The sequence below is a fragment of the Longimicrobiaceae bacterium genome, assembly GCA_035936415.1.
GTDB lineage: Bacteria > Gemmatimonadota > Gemmatimonadetes > Longimicrobiales > Longimicrobiaceae > JAFAYN01.
Genome location: DASYWD010000469.1, coordinates 1 through 20025 on the forward strand (window position 1 = coordinate 1; position 20025 = coordinate 20025).

Annotated in this window: 18 protein-coding genes; 14 read left to right on the top strand and 4 right to left on the bottom strand. The window is 73.1% G+C overall.

The features are described 5' to 3' along the window. Nucleotides 1–585, bottom strand: a 585-nt coding sequence (locus tag VGR37_18900) for a winged helix-turn-helix domain-containing protein (GenBank protein HEV2149476.1), incomplete at its 3' end; no start/stop codon positions are given. 136 nt (nt 586–721) lie between these two features. Here VGR37_18900 and VGR37_18905 point away from each other — a divergent pair. Together VGR37_18905 and VGR37_18910 are read left to right on the top strand one after the other, a co-directional pair. Continuing rightward, nucleotides 722–1627 carry a hypothetical protein gene (locus tag VGR37_18905; GenBank protein ID HEV2149477.1) on the top strand — a complete coding sequence of 302 codons (906 nt, stop codon included), beginning with the start codon at nt 722–724 and terminating at the stop codon, nt 1625–1627. A gap of 97 nt (nt 1628–1724) precedes the next feature. After that, nucleotides 1725–2639, top strand: a complete 915-nt coding sequence (locus VGR37_18910) for a hypothetical protein (protein HEV2149478.1) — start codon at nt 1725–1727, stop codon at nt 2637–2639. A gap of 104 nt (nt 2640–2743) precedes the next feature. On the opposite strand, the gene VGR37_18915 is transcribed toward VGR37_18910, so the two are convergent. Together VGR37_18915 and VGR37_18920 are read right to left on the bottom strand one after the other, a co-directional pair. Next, nucleotides 2744–4294 (bottom strand): M20/M25/M40 family metallo-hydrolase, encoded by a 1551-nt coding sequence (locus tag VGR37_18915; protein ID HEV2149479.1) that lies wholly within the window; start codon nt 4292–4294, stop codon nt 2744–2746. A 97-nt stretch (nt 4295–4391) separates the two neighbouring features. Then, the gene (locus VGR37_18920) at nt 4392–5063 is read right to left on the bottom strand and encodes a methyltransferase domain-containing protein (GenBank protein ID HEV2149480.1); all 672 of its coding nucleotides are present in this window, start codon (nt 5061–5063) and stop codon (nt 4392–4394) included. Between the two features lie 374 nt (nt 5064–5437). Between VGR37_18920 and VGR37_18925 the strand changes: the two genes are divergently transcribed. The 7 genes from VGR37_18925 (at nt 5438) to VGR37_18955 (ending at nt 13000) form a co-directional block, all read left to right on the top strand. Then, complete coding sequence (locus VGR37_18925) at nt 5438–6694, top strand: HAMP domain-containing sensor histidine kinase (protein HEV2149481.1); 1257 nt, start codon at nt 5438–5440, stop codon at nt 6692–6694. A 55-nt stretch (nt 6695–6749) separates the two neighbouring features. Further along, on the top strand, nt 6750–8108 hold the full coding sequence (locus VGR37_18930; protein ID HEV2149482.1) for a sigma-54 dependent transcriptional regulator: 1359 nt from the start codon (nt 6750–6752) through the stop codon (nt 8106–8108). A gap of 194 nt (nt 8109–8302) precedes the next feature. Beyond that, nucleotides 8303–10057: a polymer-forming cytoskeletal protein gene (locus VGR37_18935; GenBank protein HEV2149483.1), complete on the top strand. Its 1755-nt coding sequence runs from the start codon at nt 8303–8305 to the stop codon at nt 10055–10057. Further along, nucleotides 10054–10686: a hypothetical protein gene (locus VGR37_18940; GenBank protein ID HEV2149484.1), complete on the top strand. Its 633-nt coding sequence runs from the start codon at nt 10054–10056 to the stop codon at nt 10684–10686. Before VGR37_18935 ends, VGR37_18940 begins: the two co-directional genes overlap by 4 nt. Before the next feature lie 164 nt (nt 10687–10850). Then, the gene (locus VGR37_18945) at nt 10851–11804 is read left to right on the top strand and encodes a mechanosensitive ion channel domain-containing protein (protein ID HEV2149485.1); all 954 of its coding nucleotides are present in this window, start codon (nt 10851–10853) and stop codon (nt 11802–11804) included. A gap of 312 nt (nt 11805–12116) precedes the next feature. Next, the gene (locus VGR37_18950; protein HEV2149486.1) at nt 12117–12548 is read left to right on the top strand and encodes an antitoxin Xre/MbcA/ParS toxin-binding domain-containing protein; all 432 of its coding nucleotides are present in this window, start codon (nt 12117–12119) and stop codon (nt 12546–12548) included. A gap of 2 nt (nt 12549–12550) precedes the next feature. Further along, the gene (locus VGR37_18955) at nt 12551–13000 is read left to right on the top strand and encodes an RES domain-containing protein (protein HEV2149487.1); all 450 of its coding nucleotides are present in this window, start codon (nt 12551–12553) and stop codon (nt 12998–13000) included. Nucleotides 13001–13220: 220 nt separating this feature from the next. On the opposite strand, the gene gcvP is transcribed toward VGR37_18955, so the two are convergent. Next, on the bottom strand, nt 13221–16103 hold the full coding sequence (gcvP, locus tag VGR37_18960; GenBank protein ID HEV2149488.1) for an aminomethyl-transferring glycine dehydrogenase: 2883 nt from the start codon (nt 16101–16103) through the stop codon (nt 13221–13223). A 415-nt stretch (nt 16104–16518) separates the two neighbouring features. On the opposite strand from gcvP, the gene VGR37_18965 reads away from it, so the two are divergent. From VGR37_18965 to VGR37_18985, 5 genes are all read left to right on the top strand, one after another. Further along, nucleotides 16519–17670 (top strand): serpin family protein, encoded by a 1152-nt coding sequence (locus VGR37_18965; GenBank protein HEV2149489.1) that lies wholly within the window; start codon nt 16519–16521, stop codon nt 17668–17670. 177 nt (nt 17671–17847) lie between these two features. After that, nucleotides 17848–18270: a hypothetical protein gene (locus VGR37_18970; GenBank protein HEV2149490.1), complete on the top strand. Its 423-nt coding sequence runs from the start codon at nt 17848–17850 to the stop codon at nt 18268–18270. A gap of 144 nt (nt 18271–18414) precedes the next feature. Then, on the top strand, nt 18415–18804 hold the full coding sequence (gene gcvH, locus VGR37_18975; protein ID HEV2149491.1) for a glycine cleavage system protein GcvH: 390 nt from the start codon (nt 18415–18417) through the stop codon (nt 18802–18804). 96 nt (nt 18805–18900) lie between these two features. Continuing rightward, the gene (locus VGR37_18980) at nt 18901–19590 is read left to right on the top strand and encodes a metal-dependent hydrolase (GenBank protein ID HEV2149492.1); all 690 of its coding nucleotides are present in this window, start codon (nt 18901–18903) and stop codon (nt 19588–19590) included. A 133-nt stretch (nt 19591–19723) separates the two neighbouring features. Beyond that, nucleotides 19724–20025 (top strand): hypothetical protein (locus VGR37_18985; protein ID HEV2149493.1); only part of this gene is annotated, 302 nt, incomplete at its 3' end.

Here is a 20025-nt window from a genome sequence, read left to right on the forward strand (position 1 = left end):
CTCCAGCGCCTCCATGAGCCGCAGTGCCACCCGCGCGTTGAGCGGCTCCTCCGCGGCCAGGCGGCGCCACCACGCCACGGCGGCCCGGGGGTCGCCCGCCGCCGCAGCGTCCTCCGCCAGCGCCTCCAGCACCTCCAGGTAGGCGCGGGCCAGCCCGTCGCGCACCCCCTCGGCCCAGCGGTCGAACTCCCCCGCCCCACCCAGGTGGAACCCGTTCAGAAACGGGCCGGCGTAGAGCTCCGCCGCGACGCGGCGGTCCCCCGCCTCCAGCGCCGCGCGGAAGCGCCCCACGTCGCTGTGCACCACGGCGGACCGGAGCTGCACGTCGTCGCCCAGGGAGACCAGCGCATCTTCACCCAGCTGCTTGCGAAGCGCGTGCAGGGCGACGTTCAGGAGGCGGCGCGCCGCGGCGTCGTCGCTCTCCGGCCAGAGATGGCCGATGAGGCGGTCGCGGCTCGCCTTCCCCTCGGGAGCGGTGGCGAGCAGCGCGAGGAGCGCCAGGCGGTGGCGCTGTGCGGCGGGGCCGGCGACCGGGCCCTCGGCGTTCACCAGCGAGGCGCCGCCGAACAGCTTCAGGGAGAGCATACCGCTGGGATGACGGCGAGTTGATCCGGGGAGGACGATGCGTTTATCCGTCCGCGCTAACATACCCCCACCCATCGCGGCGGGGCAAGCAACCGCGCCCGCTCGCGGCCCCTCACCGGACACAAGGAAGCACGAGATGAAGGCCAGCGTCGTGTGTGCAGCCGCCCTCTGGGCGCTCGCCGCCGCGTTCCTCCCCGCCGCCGCGCAGACGAGCGCAGACCCGTTCCCGGCCGACTCGCTCCAGGAACTCCGCAGGGCCGACGGCTCCCGGGAGGTCGGGCGCGTGGTGGAGGTCCGCGGCGACACGATCCGCTTCGAGACCATTTCGGGGGAGTTCCTGGACGTCAGGGGCCGCTTCGTCCGCGTCCGCCCGGTGCGGGGCCGCATCGTGGAGGGCGTGTTCTGGGAAGAGGACAAGCACACCACCCGCCTCTTCTTCGCCCCCACCGGCCGCACGCTGCGGGAAGGGGCGGGATACGGCGGCGTGTTCCTGTTCCTCCCCTTCGTCGGCTACGGGGCCACCGACGGCGTGACCCTCGCCGGGGGGATCCCGTGGATCGGCGGCTCGCTGCGGGACACGCCAGCCTGGATCGCCCCAAAGGTGCGGGTGCTCGACCGGCCCGGGGCCCAGGTCTCCACGGGGGTGTTCGCCATCCGCCTCCCGGGAGACAACGAGGAGTACTGTGCTCCCTACTGTGGCGAGCTGCGAGAGGCCGCCTGGCACGGGGTCGCCTACGCCGTGGGCACTTTCGGCAGCAGCGACGACGCGCTGCACGCCGGGGCCGGCGTCTACCGCACGAGCGGCCGCACGGAGGTCCCGGTGATGGTGGGCGGGGAGCGCCGCGTCAGCCGCAGGAACAAGCTGATCACCGAGAACTGGCTGATCCCCGGCGATGGCGGCGCGGGCTCGGTGGGGATCCGCCGCCTGGGCGACCGCTGGACGGTGGACTACGGGCTCATGTTCATCTTCGGGGAGGGGGCGGAGGACATGCCGTACTTCCCCATCCTCAGCTTCTCCTACGCGTTCGGAGGCGGCCGGTGAGCCGGCTCGTTGTCGGGCGGCGTCGGCGCGCCTATCTTCTCCGCGGAGGGCAGTCCACCTCGGCCCTTCCCACCCGCACACTTCCCCTGGTGAACCGATGATCGCCACCCTGCATGGGGCGCTTCTGCGCGCCGCCGGACGCGCCCTCCCGCTCCTCCTCCTCGCCGCCGCCGCGGCGCTCGCCCCCTCCCCCGCCGTGGCGCAGGTGCCGGAGCGGATCGCCGTGTCCGACACCCTGGTGGAGGTCCGCCTCTCCGACGGCTCCACCCTGTTCGGCCGGGTGGTGGAGGTGCAGGACGGGCGGATCGTGCTGGAGACGCAGGCGGGGGCGCGGGTGGAGCTGAGCCGCGCGCAGATCCGCTCCCTCCGCCCGGTCGCCGGCACCGTGCGCGGCGGGGTGGTGTGGGAGGACGACCCGCACGCGACCCGGCTCTTCTTCGCGCCCACGGGGCGGGCGCTGTCGGCGGGAGAGGGGTACTTCGGAGTGTACGAGCTGTTCTTCCCCTTCGTGACGTACGGGGTGACGAACCGCTTCACCGTGGCGGCCGGGACGCCGATCATCCCCGAAGCCATCGGCGAGTTCGCGTACGTGGGACCCAAGGTCCTCCTGGTGAGCGCGCCGCGGATGCAGCTCTCGGCCGGGGTGTTCGCCGGGTTCTTCGACGGGGGCACCGCCGGGATCGCGTACGGCGTCGGCACCTGGGGCGACCGGGACAACGCCTTCACCGCGGGCGCGGGGTGGGGCTTCACGGCCGGGGAGGGGAACGGCGACGTGTCCAACCGGCCGCTGGTGATGCTCGGCGCCGAGTCGCGCACCGGGCGGCGCACCAAGTTCCTGACGGAGAACTACTTCGTCTTCGGCGAGTCGGGCGCACTGGTGTCGGGCGGGCTCCGCTTCTTCGGCGAGCGCCTCTCGGCCGACGCGGGGCTGGGGCTCCTGTACAGCGGCGACGAGCTGCTGTGCTGCCTCCCCCTGATCAACTTCGTGTACAGCTTCGGGGAAAGGCGATAGGACGCCGCCGGCGGCCTCTCCGGCGAGCCCCCGCCCCACCGGGCGGGGGCTCGCGGCGTTCCAGGGGCCGTCCCCGGCCGTCCGCACTTCGCACTCCCCCGCCCTCACCTCCTGGGCAGCATCTCGTCCCGGTTCGCCGTGTGGTACAGCACGCTCGCCACCACCACGGCCGCCTGCTTCAGGTCGCCTTCCAGCAGCGCCGCGGCCACGTCCTTGTTGGTGTGGTGGGTGCGGGTGTGGTAGTCCAGCGGGTCCTGGATGAAGGTGAAGGCGGGGATCCCCACCCCCACGAAGGGCATGTGGTCCGTGCTCCCCGCGTTCTTGAGCGTGACGTTCGCCGCGCCCAGGTCGCGGAAGGGCTCCAGGTACGCCGAGAAGACGGGGCGCACCGCCTCGTTCCCCTGCAGGTAGATCCCCCGGATGCGCCCGGCGCCGTTGTCGACGTTGAAGTACCCGGACACCTTCCGCTGACCGGCGAGCGTGCGCCCCGTCTCCGGGTCGCCGTAGTGCCTGCGGACGTACCCGCCGGAGCCGAAGTAGTCCTCGTGCTCCTCGGCGTCCCAGAGCGCGACCCGAATCGTGCGCCGCGGCTTCGCCCCGACCGCCCGGAGGATCCGCGCGGCCTCCATCGCCACCGCCACCCCGGCGGCGTTGTCGGTCGCCCCCGTCCCCACGTTCCAGGTGTCCAGGTGCCCCCCGACGATCACCACCTCGTCGCGCAGGCGCGGGTCGCTCCCGGGGATCTCGGCCACGACGTTGTAGCTCTGCGGGGCCGCGGGCGTGGTCCGCGTCCGCAGCTCCACCTCCAGCACCGGCGCCCCGCCGAGCCGGACCAGGTTGGCGAGGCGCGCGTAGTCCCAGGCGTCCACCACGAAAGCGGGGACGGCGCCGCTTACGTCGCTGTCGGCCGCCTGGTAGCCGGAGACGCCCACCGCGTGCGGGCTGCGGGCGGGCTCCAGGAGCGCGGCCACCCCCTCCTCGCGCAGCAGGGCCGCGAGGCGGTTCCGCTGGCGCACCCGGTCCGCGTAGCCGCCGGAATCGTCCGCGTAGTCGCGTGGGGATCCGGGGTCGGTGAGCCCCGCGATCGAGTCGAGCTGCGCCTGGGTGAAGCGGCGCCCGGTGGGGGCGAAGCGGGTGGTGTCGATGACCGCCTCGCCGTTCATCACGATCCTGCCGCGGAGCTGCCCCCGGTACCGCGCCAGGTCCGCCTCGTTGCGGATGGAGACGAGCACCGGCTCCCCGCGGACGACGCCCTCGGTAGCCGGGCTCCACGCCTTGGGGTAGGCGACGATGCGCGCGTAGTACGGCGACACCAGCTCCACCGAGTGGCGCGTGGTCTCCCAGCCGATGCCCCGGCGCGTCCCCCAGGGCTCCAGCGCGGCGTTCGCCAGCCCGAAGGCGGTCATCCGGTCGCGCGCCCACTCGGCCGCGCGGAGGTACTGCGGCGACCCGGCCAGCCGGGGCCCGATCACGTCGGAGAGGTAGACGGCCGTCTCCATTACGCGGGAGCGGTTCATCCCCTCGTCGCGGATGCGGGCGTTGACCCGCGCGTCCACCCGCTCGGCGGCGGGTGCGGCGGGCGCCTGCTGCGCGAGCGTGGGCGCGGGCCCCGCGAGGAGGGCCAGGAGGAGGAGGCTGCTGCGGGTTCGTTTCATGATGGATGATGCTGCGGGAGCGGGGCGCGTCCGCCGCGGACGCGCCACAAGATGCGGGACGATAGCCGCGCGGGGCGGGGCATGTCCACCCCGCGGGTCACGTCGGCGAGGGGCGGAGCGTGAGGAGGCGGATCTCCTGGCTCCCGGCCGGCGCATAGTCCGCGGCTTCGCGGACGCGCTCCTCCTCCACCCTCCACCCGGCCCCCTCCATCCGCTCCACGAAGGCGGAGCGGTAGACCCGCCCAGGATCGGCGACGACGGCGCTCCCCCCGGGCGCCACCAGGCGGCGGAGCGCGAGCGCCAGCGTCTCCGCGTTGCGCATCTCGTAGAGCACGTCCGCCGCGACCACACTCGGGAAGCGGCCCAGCTCCTCCGGGATCTCCCGCCAGTCGAGCGGCGCCGTGCGCAGCGGCGGGAGCCCGTTGCGCTCCGCGTTGGCGCGGGCGAAGAGGAGCGCATCGGCGTACCAGTCGGTGGCGAGCACGTCCACGCCGCGTGACAGGAGCACGAGCGACGGGAGCGCCACCCCGCACCCCAGCTCCAGCACGGGCCCGGGGGGCACCGGGGCGTCGAGGAGGCGGCGGGCGAGGGCGCGCGCGGAGGGCCACAGGTCCGCCCAGTACGGCAGCCGCTCGTCGACGTCGAACTCCGCCTCGTCGATCAGCTCGTCCGCCGCGTCGGGAAGCAGGATCTCCAGCGAGAGCCCCCCGTGCACGAAGGGCTCGGTGCGCACGGCGAAGCGGCGGCGAAGCTCGGCTTCGAGGTTCAATGGCAGGGGACAGGTTACAGGGGCCAGCCGGGAAAAAGGCGGGTCCTGGCGTTGGCGCGCAGGGTCGTCGGCGGGGCGCTCCCTCCGGAAACGCCACACCCGAAGGGACTCGCTTGCGAGCACTCGCTTCGCTCGGACACGAGGCGTTTCCTCCGGGAGCACCCCACCTCCTCCCGGTCACCACCTCCGCGAGGGTCCCGAACGGCAGTTGCCGTTCACCCCTCTCCCGCTTGCGGGGGAGGGGCCGGGGGAGGGGGCCCAGCCGGGGACACGCCCAAACCCCGCTCTCCCCACGTCTTGCCTCGAAACTAACGAACCGGGTACCTTTGACCTGCGCGAAAGTACCCCCGGTGCAGCCTGTCCGAAAGCCCCGAATGGCCCGCTCCTTCGAACGCCGCCTGCGGACCGCGCTGGTCCTGTTCTCCATCCTCCCGTCGCTCCTGCTGCTGGGCGCCGGGACGTACCTGCTGTCCGCCACGGTCGCGCGCACGGACTCGCTGCAGGCGTGGGAGCGGATCGCCGGGAGCGGCCGGGAGCTGGTGGAGCACGCGGAGGCGGCGGGCGACCCGGCGCTCGCCCGGGCGGCGGCCCGCCACCGCGCGGAGCTGTCCGCCTCGCTGACGCAGGCGCGCCGGTGGGAGTGGCTGCTGCGGCGCGCCATGGTGGCGGTCCCCGTAGCGGCGGTGGTGCTGGGGGCGTTCCTCGCCTGGCTGGCGTTCCGCGTCTCCGGCGGGATCGCGCGGGAGCTTTCGCGGCCGGTGGCGGAGCTGGTGGGATGGGCGGGGCGCATCGGGCGCGGGGAGGCGCTCCCCTTGCCCTCCCCCGACCGCCCCGCCACGGAGGGTGAGTTCGGGATCCTCCGCTCCGCCTTCCGGCAGATGGAGGCGGAGCTGGCCGCCTCTCGCGCGCGCGCCCTGGAGGCGGAGCGGATGCGCACCTGGGTGTCCATGGCGCGCAGCGTGGCCCACGAGCTGAAGAACCCGCTCACCCCCATGCGCCTGGCGCTGCGCTCGCTGGAGGCGCAGCCGGCCACCCCCGGAGGCCGGGAGGCGCTGGAGGTGATCGCCGCGGAGTCGGCGCGGCTGGAGGAGCTGGCCCGCTCGTTCGCGCAGTTCGGGCGCCTCCCGGAGGGGCCCACCAGCGAGATCGACCTCCCGGAGATGCTGGACTACCTCCTCCGCACGCACCTCCCCCCGGAGGTGGCGGGGCGGCTCCGCGCGCCCGTGGACCTCCCCCCCGTGCACGGCCACTACGACGCCCTCTCGCGCGCCTTCGCGAACCTCCTCCTGAACGCCGCGGACGCGGTGGGCGGGGAGGGGTCGGTCACGGTGGTGGCCCGCACGCTCGGCGAGGCGATCGAGGTGCGGGTGACGGACACCGGCCCCGGGATCCCCGCCGAGCACCTGGAGCGGATCTGGGAGCCGGACTTCACCACCAAGTCGCGCGGGACGGGGCTGGGTCTGGCGCTGGTCCGCCAGACGGTGCAGGCACACGGCGGGGAGGTGGCGGCCCGCACCCGCGCCGAGGGCGGCGCCGAGTTCCGCGTCCTCCTCCCGGCGCGTGGGTCGCGTGCGGCCCTCCCCGTGGCGGGCGCGCGCGACGCGGAAACCCCCGGGGCCCCTCCGGCGTAGAAGGGGCGCGGCCGCCTTCCGGCGGTCCCGCCGCCCCCGCCCGCACGCGACCTCCATGTCGACCATCCTGATCGCCGACGACGAGCCGAACATCCGCCGGATGCTCGGAAGCCTCCTCCGCGCCGAAGGGTTCCGGGTCCGCGAGACCGGCACCGCCAAGGGCGCCCTCGCGGAAGTGCTCTCCGAAGAGCCCGACGCGGCGCTCATGGACATGTACATGCCCGAGGAGACCGGGCTGGACGTCCTCCCCCGCATCCAGGAGGCCGCGCCCGACCTCCCGGTGGTGATGATGAGCGGGCGCGCCACCCTTTCCGACGCGGTGCGCGCCACCAAGCTGGGCGCCTTCCACTTCATCGAGAAGCCGCTCTCCCCGGAGGCGGTGCTGGTGACGCTCCGCTCCGCGCTGGAGCTGCGGCGGGCGCGCGAGCTGAACCGCGCGCTGCGGGAGGAGCTGGGCGAGGGGGAGGAGATGGTGGGGCGGAGCGAGCGGATCGAGGCGGTGCGCGCCCTCATCCAGCGCGTGGCCCCCACCCCCGCGCGCGTCCTCATCACCGGCGAGTCGGGGACGGGGAAGGAGCTGGCCGCCGCGGCCGTCCACCGTCTCTCGCCGCGCGCAGGCGGCCCCTTCATCCGCCTCAACTGCGCCGCCATCCCCCGCGACCTGGTGGAGTCGGAGCTGTTCGGGCACGAGCGGGGGAGCTTCACCGGGGCCACGGAGCGCCGCCGCGGCCGCTTCGAGCTGGCGAGCGGCGGAACGCTCTTCCTGGACGAGGTCGGCGACCTCAGCCTCGAGGCGCAGGCCAAGCTCCTCCGCGCGCTGGAGGCCGGCGAGATCGAGCGCGTCGGCGGCTCCGAGCCCATCCCGGTGGACGTGCGCGTCCTCTCCGCGACCAACAAGGACCTCCGCGCCGAGGCGGCGGCGGGGCGCTTCCGCGAGGACCTGTACTTCCGCCTGCACGTGATCCCCCTGCACCTCCCTCCCCTGCGCGAGCGGCGCGAGGACGTCCCGCTGCTGGTGGAGCACTTCCTGGCCCGGAACCGCGCCCGCACCGGGCTCCGCCCACCGCGGATCGCCCCCTCCGCCCTGGAGGCGCTGGCCCGCCAGCCCTGGCCGGGGAACGTGCGCGAGCTGGCGAACATCGTGGAGCGGCTGACGATCCTGCACGCCGGCTCGGAGGTGGGCGTCGCGGAGATCCGCGCGCTCCTGGCGGGCGCCGCGGTGGGATCCGGGCCGGAGGGCTTCCGGGACGACGACGAGGGGTCGCTCGCCGACCGCCTGGACGGGTACGAGAAGTTCCTGCTGCTGCAGGCGCTGGAAGCGGGGGACGGGAGCATGGCCGAGGCGGCGCGCCGGCTCCAGACCGACCGCGCCAACCTGTACCGGCGGATGCGGCGCCTGGGGATCGAGCGGTGAGTCCCCGGGCGCGCCGCAGGGAGACACGTTCGCGTGTCCGTCCGACACGAAATCCGCGCGCCCCCGCGGGACGCAAATTCCCAAGTGCTTGGTAAACAACAACCTGGAAGAGGAGCGGGATCCGGCATGCCCCCTGCCCTGTGCAGGGGCACGACGAGTTGGACTCAGCTTCCCTTCCCAGAGGACCAGGACCCATGCGCAGCTCCCTCGTAGCCCTCTCCGCCCTGCTCCTCGCCGCGGCGCCCTCCGCCGCGCAGGAGCCCGGGGCTCCCACCGCCCAGGCCGACACCGTCCGCCGGATGGACCTCCCGCCCGAAGTGGCCGAGGAGGTCGTGGCGTTCTTCAACGACCGGCGCACGCTGCACTTCAGCGGGCGGACCCGCATCCCCGAGGACCGCTCCATCACCGGCGACGTGGCCGTGCTCCGCGGGCCGCTCTCCATCGCCGGGCGCGTGGAGGGCCGGGTGGTGGTCATCAACGGCGACGTGGAGCTCTCTCCCGGCGCGGTGGTGGACGGCGACCTCACCGTGATCGGAGGGCGCGTCGAGGGGCTGGACGAGGCGCGCGTCGCCGGGGAGGTCCGCAGCTACTCCGAGCCGCTCCGCTACCACCACCGGGGCGACCGTATCGTCCGCGCGGACCGCGAGCGGCCCGGGCGGCGGGAGGAGCGCGCGGAGGGCGCGGCCCGCAGGGGGCGCGCCACCTTCCTGGTGACCACCGGCGAAAGCTACAACCGCGTGGAGGGGCTGCCGATCCTCTTCGGGCCGGTGATCGAGACCCCCGGCTCGAACCCGTTCCGCCTGCGCGCGCTGGCCGTGTACCGCACCGAGAACGGGCCCTTCCTCCGCACGGAGCGGTGGGGGCACGACGTGAGCGCCGAGCAGTTCTTCGGCGGGCGGCGCGAGCTGCGCGTGGGCGCGGGGGTCCACTCGGTGGTGGCCCCGGTGGAGGACTGGCACGTGAGCGACAGGGAGAACGGCCTCTCCACCTTCCTCTTCCACCGCGACTTCCGCGACCACTACGAGCGGAAGGGGTGGAGCGCGTACGCCGGCGTCGATCCGCGGGGGCTCCCCGTCTCCCTCACCGCCGGGTACCGCTCCGAGCGCCACCAGACCCTCCCGGTGGGCGACCCCTGGACCATCTTCGACAACGGCGACCCCTGGCGGCCGCAGCCGCTGGTGGCGGAGGGGCGGCTGAGCAGCCTCTTCGCCACGGCGAAGCTGGACACCCGCAACGACTCCCGCGAGCCCTCCACCGGGTGGCTGGTGCGGGGTGAGGTGGAGCACGCCCTGGACGACGACCTGGTGCGCCCGGCGGCGATCGCGACGAGCTTCACCCCCCCGGGTGGCCCGCTCGTCGTGCCGGCCCAGGCGTACGGCGCCTTCACCACCGGGCTGCTGGACGTCCGCCGCTACAACCGGATCGACGCGGACTCCCGCCTCAACCTGCGCCTGCTGGTGGGCGGCTCGCTGGACGGCTCGCCCCTCCCTCCGCAGCGGCAGCACGCGCTGGGGGGAGAGGGCTCGCTCCCCGGGTACTCGCTCTTCGAGTTCGACTGCGGCGCGCGCAGCGGACGCGTCGCGCTCCCGGGGGACGCCGCCTCCGCCGACCCGGTCGCCTTCTTCACCCGCTACGGGTGCGACCGGATGGCGCTGGTGCAGGCGGAGTACCGCGGCAACCTTTCCTTCCGCTTCAACTGGAGCGGAAGGGGGTGGTGGGACGACGACGAGGACGGGCCGCGGTACCGGGAGAGCGTGAACGCGGACCTGGACTGGGTGCTCTTCGCCGACGCCGGGCGCGGCTGGGCCGGGCGCGGGGCCGTCGGCGAGCAGACGGGGGTGGACGCGGGCTTCGGGCTCCTCTTCGACGAGCTGGGGGTGTACGCGGCCGTGCCGCTCCGCGGCGGGAGCGGCGTGAACCTCTTCGTCCGGCTCGGCTCCCGCTTTTGAGCGTCCGCTCGCTGCGCCGCGCGGCGTGGCTCCTCCTGGCGGCCCTCCTCTGCGCCGGCCCCGCGGCCGCGCAGGCGCAGCGCTCCCTCGCGGTGGCGCCCGCGGGTGCGGCGGCCGGGTGGCGCCCCCAGGTGCGCATGCAGGGGGTGATCACGGACCCCGGGCTGCGCGACGCGCTCGCCTCGGGGCTCCCGCTCCGCATCCGCTTCCGGGTGGAGCTGTGGGAGAAGGGGCTGTTCGACCGGCTGGAGGGATCGCACCGCGTGGCGCTCGCGGTGCTGCAGGACCCGCTGGACGACACGTACACGCTGGACGACGGCCGCGCGGTGCAGCGGTTCCGGTCGCTCGCCGAGGTGGAGAGCGCCGTCCAGGGCGCCTTCGCGTCCCCCCTGCAGCCGGTGCGGCAGGGCCGCTACTACTACATCGCCGTGCTGGAGGTCGAGACGCTCTCGCTCTCCGACCTGGAGGAGCTGCAGCGCTGGCTCCGCGGCGAGGCCCGCCCCGCCGTGGAGGGACGCCGCTCCGTGGGCCGCGCGGTGGAGAGCGGCCTGCGCCGCGCCGTGGTGCGGGTGATCGGGCTGCCCACGCGGAAGTACGAGGCGAGGTCGGGGACGTTCTCGCCGCGGTGACGGACGGGGGGCGGGAGTGCGGGAGTGCGAAGTGCGAGGTGCGAAGTAGGCGACGGAGGGCCCCTTCCCGGTGATGCGGGGGAGGGGCCTTTCGCGTGGCGGGCGGTGTGGCGCACCGGTTGCACGGGAGCCGCAGCATCCGTCCACCCGCAACGCCGGGCCGCATGCTGCAGCTCCCGCTCCCCCGGGCCGACACGACGGCGATCCACGTCCCGCTCCCCTCCGCATGGGAGCACTGGCGCGACGCGCACCTCGCCGACGTGGGGACCAAGCTCGCCGCGTTCGTGGTGCTCGCCGCCCTGCTGTACTTCGTCGCGCGAATCGCGCGTAGACAGGCGAGCGCCGCGATCGAGGACGTCAACCGCCGCCACACCCTCCGCAAGTGGATCAACGGCGGGTACGCCATCCTGGTGGTGCTCACCGGGATCGCGCTCTTCGCGGACTGGCTGGCCGGGCTGGGGACGGTGCTGGCGCTGATCGTGGCCGGAGTGGCCGTGGCGCTGCAGGACGTGCTGAAGTCGGTGGTCGGCTGGCTCTACCTTTCCGGCCGCTCCGGGATCCACGTGGGGAGCCGGGTGGAGGTCGGCGGGGTGACCGGCGACGTGATCGACATCGGCGTGCTCAAGACCACCATGCTGGAGGTAGGGAACCTGGTGCTCGCCCCGCAGGCGTCCGGGCGCGTGGTCACCGTCCCCAACTCCGCGATGGTCTCCGCGAGCGTGTTCTTCAACTCCACCCCCAACCCCTTCGTGTGGCAGGAGATCCGCTTCACGCTGACCTTCGGGAGCGACTGGGGGCGCGCCGAGGCGATCCTCCGCGAGGCCGGAGAGGAGCACCACGCGCAGATCGCGGGGGAGGTGGAGCGGGGCTACCGGCTGATGGAGCGCCGCTACGCCTTCCGGACGGGCCGGGTGACGCCCATCGTCTACGTGTCGACGGCGGCGCACGGGGTGGAGCTCACGCTGCGCTTCCTCACCCACGTGCGGCGGCGCCGAGGAAGCGTGGACACCGTCACGCGCCGGGTCCTGCAGCGCTTCGCGGAGGAGCCGAACGTGCGGATCGCCTACCCCGCCTACCGGATTTTTCGTGAAGACGGGGGTGGAGAGGAACGTCAGTGAACTGCAGAGTCGGGCGTGCCCCCGGCTGCGCCGGGGCCGGGCTGCGGCGCCGTAGAGCACGAAACGACCGTGCTCAACGGCGGCGAGCCCGGCAAACTACGCCGGTCTCGCCCCTTCGGGCTCGCATCCCTCACGCGGGCCCCTCCCAAAGACTTGCCCCCTCCGATCCCCCGGAAGCGGGAGAGGGGCTTTCTATCCTGCTCCCCCTTTCTCCCGCTTGCGGGGGAGAGGGGGCCGGGGGGTGAGGGGGCCCCTCTTGACGTCCTCCCACCCGGAACGCAAACTGGTTCCACCTGAAACGAGGAGGTCCCGATGATCGACGCGCGCGACGTGTACCGCATCCTGGGCGGGAGGCGGGCGGTGGGGCGGGAGGTCCGCACGGTGCGGGAGCTGCGGCTGGCGGTGGAGGACGGGCTACCAGTGGAGGCGCTGGACTCCGCGGCGCGCTACGTGGCGGGCGACGAGCGCGGCGCCGCGGAGATCCGGTACGGCATCGTCCCCAAGACGACGCTGCACCGGCGCGAGCGGCTCACCTCCGAGGAGAGCCAGCGCCTGGAGCGCCTGGCGCGGGTCGCGGCGCTCGCGGAGCAGGTGTGGGAGGACCGCGCGCTGGCGCACGAGTTCCTCACCTCGCCGCAGCCGCAGCTCGGGGACGAGCGCCCCATCGACCTGGCCCGCACCGACCTGGGCGCCCGCGAGGTGGAGGAGCTGCTGATGGGCATGGAGTACTCGCTCCCCGTCTGAGGATGGTCGCCTGGCGGATCTGCAAGGCGCGCCTCACGCCCTTCGACGGCACCGGCGCGATGCTCCGGGGCGCCCGGTGGAACTCCGCCGGGCGCCCCGTCGTCTACGCCGCCGACTCGCTCGCCGGCGCCATCCTGGAGGTGCTGGCGCACGCCCTCCGCCCCCGCACTCTCCCCGGCCCGCACCACGCCGTCCGCATCGAGGTCCCCGACGCCCTGGTGGAGATCCTCGACCCCGCCGCGCTCCCCGGCTGGGAAACAAAGGGATCCCCCGAGGCCAGGAGCTACGGCGACCGCTGGCTGGCGGAGGCCCGGAGCGCCGTGCTGACCGTCCCGGCGGTCCCCGCCCGCCCCGTGGGCCGCAACGTCCTGGTCAACCCGGAGCACCCGGACGCGGTGCGGATCACCGTGTCGGAGCCGTTCGGGGTCCCCTGGGACGAACGGCTGTTCTGAAGGCAGCCAGAGGCATGAAGATAGAGACGCCCCGGCGGAGCAAGCCCGCCAGGGCGTCGTAGGTAGCTGCGTGAGGGATGCGAGCCCGAAGGGGCGAGACCCGCGCTGTTTGCGGGGCTCGCCGCGGTTACGCACGGTTGTATCGTGCGTTACCGCGCCGCAGCCCGACCCCGGCGCCAGCCGGGGGCACGCCCAAACCACGCTGTTCAGCACACCAGCCTCAGACCGTCGCGTACGCCTCCACCGGCGGGCACGAGCAGATCAGGTTCCGGTCCCCCGCCGCGTTGTTCACCCGCGACACGTGCGGCCAGAACTTCCGCTCCCGCACCCACGGGGCCGGGAACGCCGCCTGCTCGCGCGAGTAGCCGTGCTCCCACTCGTCGGCGATCACCACGGCCTGTGTGTGCGGGGCGTTCTTGAGCGGGTTGTCCCGGCGGTCCAGGATCCCCAGCTCCACCTGCCGGATCTCGTCGCGGATGGCGATCATGGCCTCGCAGAAGCGGTCCAGCTCGGCCAGCGCCTCGCTCTCCGTAGGCTCGATCATCAGCGTCCCCGCCACCGGGAAGGAGACGGTGGGCGCGTGGAAGCCGTAGTCGATCAGCCGCTTCGCCACGTCCTCCACCTCGATCCCCGCGGACTGCTTCAGCGGCCGCAGGTCCACGATGCACTCGTGCGCCACGGTGCCGCTCCTCCCGCGGTAGAGCACCGGGTAGTGCTCCTCCAGCCGGTGGGCGATATAGTTGGCGTTCAGGATCGCCACCTCCGTGGCCCGCTTCAGCCCCTCCGCCCCCATCAGCCGGATGTAGACGTAGGAGATGGGGAGGATGCTCGGGCTCCCCCACGGGGCCGCCGACACCTCGCCGGCCTCGCCCTGCCCCACCGGCACCACCGCGTGCCCGGGGAGGAAGGGAGCCAGGTGCTCCGCGACACAGATGGGGCCCATCCCCGGGCCGCCGCCGCCGTGCGGGATGCAGAAGGTCTTGTGCAGGTTCAGGTGGCACACGTCCGCGCCGAAGTCGCCGGGACGGCAGAGCCCCACCTGGGCGTTCATGTTGGCGCCGTCCATGTAGACCTGCCCGCCGTGCCGGTGCACCACGTCGCAGACCTCGCGGATGCCCTCCTCGAAGACGCCGTGCGTGGACGGGTAGGTCACCATCAGCGCGGAGAGGCGGTCGGCGTGCTGCTCGGCCTTGGCGCGCAGGTCGGCCAGGTCCACGTTCCCCTCGGCGTCGGTGCCGACCACCACCACGCGCATCCCCGCCATGACCGCGCTCGCCGGGTTGGTGCCGTGCGCGGACTGCGGGATCAGGCAGACGTCGCGGTGCCCCTCGCCGCGGCTGCGGTGGTAGTCGTGGATGCAGAGCAGCCCGGCGTACTCCCCCTGCGAGCCGGCATTGGGCTGCAGCGACACCGCCGCGAAACCGGTGATCTCCGCCAGGTCGGCCTCCAGCCGCCGGAACAGCTCCTGGTACCCCGCCGTCTGCTCGAGCGGAGCGAAGGGGTGCAGGGCGTTGACCTCCGGCCACGACACCGGGAACATCTCCACGGTGGCGTTCAGCTTCATGGTGCACGACCCCAGCGGGATCATGGAGTGCGTCAGCGACAGGTCGCGGCTCTCCAGCGTGCGGATGTACCGCAGCATCTCCGTCTCGGAGTGGTAGCGGTTGAAGACGGGGTGCGTCAGGTACTCGCTCCGGCGCGCGAGGGGGGCCGGGAGCCGCGTCTCCGCCGCGTCCACCAGCTCCCCGGCGGAGAAGTCCACCTGCGAGCCGCGGTTCAGCGCCTCCAGGATGGCGTCGAGGTCCTCCACGCCCACGGTCTCGTCCATCGCCACGCAGATGGATGCGTCGTCGAACCGGCGCAGGTTCACGCCCCGGTCGCGGGCCGCGGCCATCACCGTGTCCGCGCGGCTCCCCACGTCGATGCGCACGGTGTCGAAGAAGGTCTCGTGCACCACGCGGTACCCCAGCCGCTTCGCGCCCTCCGCCAGCATCGCCGCGAAGAGGTGCACGCGCTCGGCGATCTCCCGGATCCCCTGCGGGCCGTGGTAGACGGCGTACATCCCCGACATGACGGCCAGGAGCACCTGCGCCGTGCAGATGTTGCTGGTGGCCTTTTCGCGGCGGATGTGCTGCTCTCGCGTCTGCAGCGCCATGCGGAGCGCGGGGCGCCCCTGCGCGTCGGTGGACACGCCGATGATGCGCCCGGGGATCTGCCGCTTGTGCTCGTCGCGGCAGGCGAAGTACGCCGCGTGCGGCCCGCCGTACCCCATGGGGACGCCGAGGCGCTGCGTGGTCCCCACCGCCATGTCGGCCCCCCACTCGCCCGGGGGCGCCAGGAGCGCCAGCGAGAGCAGGTCCGCCGCGGCAACGACCACCGCGCCCTCCTCGCGGGCCCGCTGCGCGAAGGGCCCGTAGTCCGTCACCGCGCCGTCGCTGGCCGGGTACTGCAGGAGCACGCCGAAGACGGGCGTCGAGAAGTCGAACGCCTCGTGGTCGCCCACCAGCACCTCGAATCCGCGGGCGCGGGCGCGGGTGCGCACCACCTCCACCGTCTGCGGGTGGCAGTCGCGCGACACGAAGAAGGTGTTGCGATCCTCGCCGCCGGCGATCCCGTACGCCATGGCCATGGCCTCGGCGGCGGCGGTCCCCTCGTCCAGGAGCGACGCGTTGGCGACCGGGAGGCCGGTGAGATCGACCACCATCGTCTGGAAGTTGAGGAGCGCCTCCAGCCGCCCCTGCGCAATCTCGGCCTGGTAGGGCGTGTACTGCGTGTACCAGCCGGGGTTCTCCAGGATGTTGCGCTGGATCACCGGCGGGACGATGCAGCCGTGGTACCCCATCCCGATGAACGAGCGGAACACCCGGTTCATCCCGACCATCTCCCGCAGCTCGGCGAGCATCTCGTACTCGCTCCGCTCCGGGCCCAGCGCCAGCGGGCGGCGGAGGCGGATGGACGCGGGGACGGTGGCGTCGACCAGCGCGTCGAGAGAGTCGTACCCGAGCGCGCCGAGCATCTGCCGGACCTCCGCCTCGTCGGGCCCGATGTGGCGGTGGACGAAGGTGTCCGTGTGCCGGAGCAGGTTCCTGTTCTTGGTGGTCATGCCGGGTCGTGGATATGCGCAGCCGCGGGACGGGGATCCGCCCGCGCGAACGGTTACGGTGTGCCGGAAGGCGCGCGAAACTTACCGAAGGGAGCACGGGTCCGCAAACTCCGGCTCCTGCTACACCGAGCTCCCCCGCGCGTTCGGCCGACGCGGGGCGGAAGACCCCGTCCGGCAATGACTTGGGCGCCGCCCCGTTCCGCCGCCCGGACCGCGCCGTGACCCGGCACCCGCGCCGGGCGTCACTCGTCTGGACATCGTCACAGACAGGCCGGTGGACGTCCGGGAATCCGGATCGGCTCGCCGTGCTCACGCCCGAACCCGCGAGGCTTCCATGCGTCTGCCCCGTTCCCTGCACGGCCTCCTCGTCCTGCCGCTGCTCGCAGCATGCGAGTCCCCCTCCGAGCCCGGACCGATGAAGGAGCTGCCGCGCCCGCTGACCTCCGCGGAGGCAGCGGTCGTCTCGGCCGGCAACGGCTTCGCCTTCGACCTGCTCCGGGAGGTCAGCCGCCGCAAGCCGGGGGAGAACGTCTTCGTCTCCCCGCTCAGCGCCTCCCTCGCGCTCGGGATGACGAGCAACGGGGCCCGCGGCCGGACGCGGGACGAGATGGTCGCCACGCTGGGCTTCGGCGCGCTCCCGCAGGCGGAGGTCAACGGTGCCTACCGGGGGCTGATCGACCTGCTGCGCGGGCTGGACGGCAGAGTCCAGATGCACATCGCCAACTCCGTCTGGTACCGGCAGGACTACCCCTTCGAGCAGGCGTTCCTCGCGGACGCCCGCCGCTACTACGACGCGGAGGTGGCGGCGCTGGACTTCTCCAGCCCCTCGGCGGCGCGGACGATCAACAACTGGGTGTCCGGCGCCACGCGCGGGCGGATCACCACCATCATGGAGGGCGCCCGCCCCGACGACGTGATGCACCTGGTGAACGCGCTGTACTTCAAGGGGACCTGGCAGACGCAGTTCGACCGGGCGAAGACCACGACCGAGCCGTTCCACGCGGCGGACGGGACCGCGCGCCCGGTGCCGATGATGCGGCGCGAAGGGAAGATCCAGTACGCCGCCGGGCCGGAGTACCAGGCGGTGGAGCTCCCCTACGCCCGGGGCGCCTTCGTGATGACGCTGGTGCTCCCGGCTCCCGGGCGCTCCGTGGACGGGCTCGTCGCCTCGCTCGACGCGGCGGGATGGGAAGCCCTCACCGGTCGGCTGGTGGAGACCTCCGGGTTCACCGTGGGGCTCCCCCGCTTCCGGCTGGAGCACTCGCACGAGCTGAACGCGACCCTCCAGGCGCTGGGGATGCGGGCCGCGTTCACCCCCGGCGGAGCGGACTTCACCGGGCTTTCGCCCCTCGGGCGTGACCTGTTCATCACCCAGGTGCTGCAGAAGACCTTCGTGGAGGTGAACGAGGAGGGGACGGAGGCCGCGGCCGCGACGCGCGTCTCGATCGGCCCCACCTCCGCGCCGCCCTCGGTGGTCTTCAACCGCCCCTTCGTGTTCGCCATCCGGGAGCGGTTCTCGGGAACGATCCTGTTCGTGGGGAAGATGGCGGCGCCCCCGGCGAGCTGACGCGGCGAGGGCGTGCCGCGGGAGGCACGCCCGACCCCCGCGACGGGTGTTCATTATAGATGTCTTTTTCTACACGCTCGCGAAAGGTACTTTTCTCTGTAAGTGGTGGTCCGGGATGCTGCGCCCCAGCACCCGTCAGCGACGACACCGCGCAACCAGCCATCTTCCGGAGGAACCATGCGACTGACTCTGCTCGCCACCGCATTCGCCGTACTCCTCGCCGGATGCGGCGACGTGACCGAGCCGACCGCTCGCGCAGCGGACGCGCCGAACCGCGGCCACATCAACTACGCGGAGCCGTCGGTCACGATCAGCGGACCCACGGCGATCTACACCCTGGCCGACGCGCCCCCGAGCGACTTCACCTGGACGGCCACCGTCAGCGGGGGAGAGGCACCCTATACGTACCAGTGGGAGTACAGCTACAACCAGTTCCAGTGGTACCCGTTCCAGCCCACCACCGACAGCTACAGCACCACCAATTCGGTCGACTTCGCGCCCGAGCCCGTAACCCACACGTTCTACCTGCGCGTGACCGTCACGGACAAGTGGGGCCACACAGCCGGGAGCGGCACCACCGTTAGGGTGTGGGCGATCTAGCGACCCCTCCGTGGCAGTCCCGGGCCGCCTCCCCCGTGGAGGCGGCCCTTTGCTCGGCTCCCCCCGCTTGACGCTCCCCTCCCCCGCTCCTATTCTCCCGCGGTTCGCTTTCCGGCCCGAAATTCTCCCTGGAGGACCCGTATCATGGCCAACGTTCCGCAGGACCTGCGCTACACCAAGGAGCACGAGTACGTGAAGACCACCGGGGAGGAGGGCGTCGTGGTGGTGGGGATCACCGACTATGCGCAGGGGGAGCTGGGCGACGTGGTGTTCGTGGAGCTCCCCGGCGTGGGCGACTCCTTCCAGGCGGCGCAGGTCTTCGGGACCATCGAGGCCGTGAAGGCCGTGTCCGAGCTGTACTCGCCCGTGGCCGGGGAGGTGGTGGAGGTCAACGGCGCGCTGGACGCCAACCCTGCGCTGGTGAACAGCGACCCGTACGGCGAGGGGTGGATGGTGAAGATGCGCCTCGGCGACCCCGCCGAGCTGGACGGGCTAATGGACGCCGCGGCCTACGAGAGCCACGTCGGCGCCTGAGGCGGCGAGCGGAACGGCGCGGTCCCTGCGGGCTGCGCCGTTTCCTTTTTCGCGCGTTCCCACCGCCGCGACCCACCGCCCACCTGGAGGACACCGATGGCGAAGCTGACCTGGCACGGACACTCCTGCTTCTCGCTGGACACCGACGAGGGGACCCGGATCCTCTTCGACCCCTGGCTCGACGAGAACCCCAAGGCGGACGTCAGGGCCGCCGACATCGAGAAGCTGGACTACATCCTGGTCTCCCACGGCCACTTCGACCACTTCGCCGACTGCGTGGAGCTGGCGAAGCGGACCGGCGCCACGGTGGTCTCCACCTTCGAGCTGGTCTCGTTCTGCCAGAGCAAGGGCGTGGAGAACGGCCACGGGATGAACGTGGGCGGGGCGCACAGGTTCCCGTTCGGCAGGGTGAAGCTCACGCCCGCGCTGCACACCGGGAGCGTGGCCGGCGACGACGAGGGCGCCTTCACCACCGACTGCTCCGGCTTCCTGGTGACGCTGAACGGCGGGACGCGGCTCTACCACGCCGGGGACACCGCCCTCACCATGGACATGCAGCTCCTCCAGGGCCAGGTGGACGTGGCGATCCTCCCCATCGGCGACAACTTCACCATGGGCCCGGAGGACGCGGCGCGAGCGGTGGAGTTCATCCGCCCCCGGACCGTGATCCCCATGCACTACGACACCTTCCCGCTGATCGAGCAGGACCCGGAGGAGTTCCGGCGCCTGGTGGGCGACCGCGCAGAGGTCCGCGTGCTGGAGCCCGGCGGCAGCACCGAGGTCTGACCGCATGAAGTGCGGGAGCGCGGGAGTGCGGGAGTGCGAAAGTGAAGTGCGCCCGCGCTCACGCACCCTCGCGCTCCCGCACTCTCTCGTCTTCCGACTCCTCGACACCCCGCCGGCCCCCGGAGCCTGGAACATGGCCGTGGACGCGGCGCTGGCGGAGTCCGTCCGTCAGGGGGGCCTCCCCGTGCTGCGCTTCTACCGCTGGGACCCGCCCTGCCTCTCGCTGGGCCGCAACCAGCCCGCGGCCGGGCGATACGACCTGGACGCCCTCCGCGCCCGCGGGGTGGACGTGGTGCGCCGCCCCACCGGAGGGCGCGCCGTGCTGCACGACCGGGAGCTGACCTACTCGGTGGCGGTGGCGGACGGCGCGCTCGGCGGACCCCGGGAATGCTACGCCGCCGTGAACCGGGCGCTGGTGGCCGGGCTGCGCCGCCT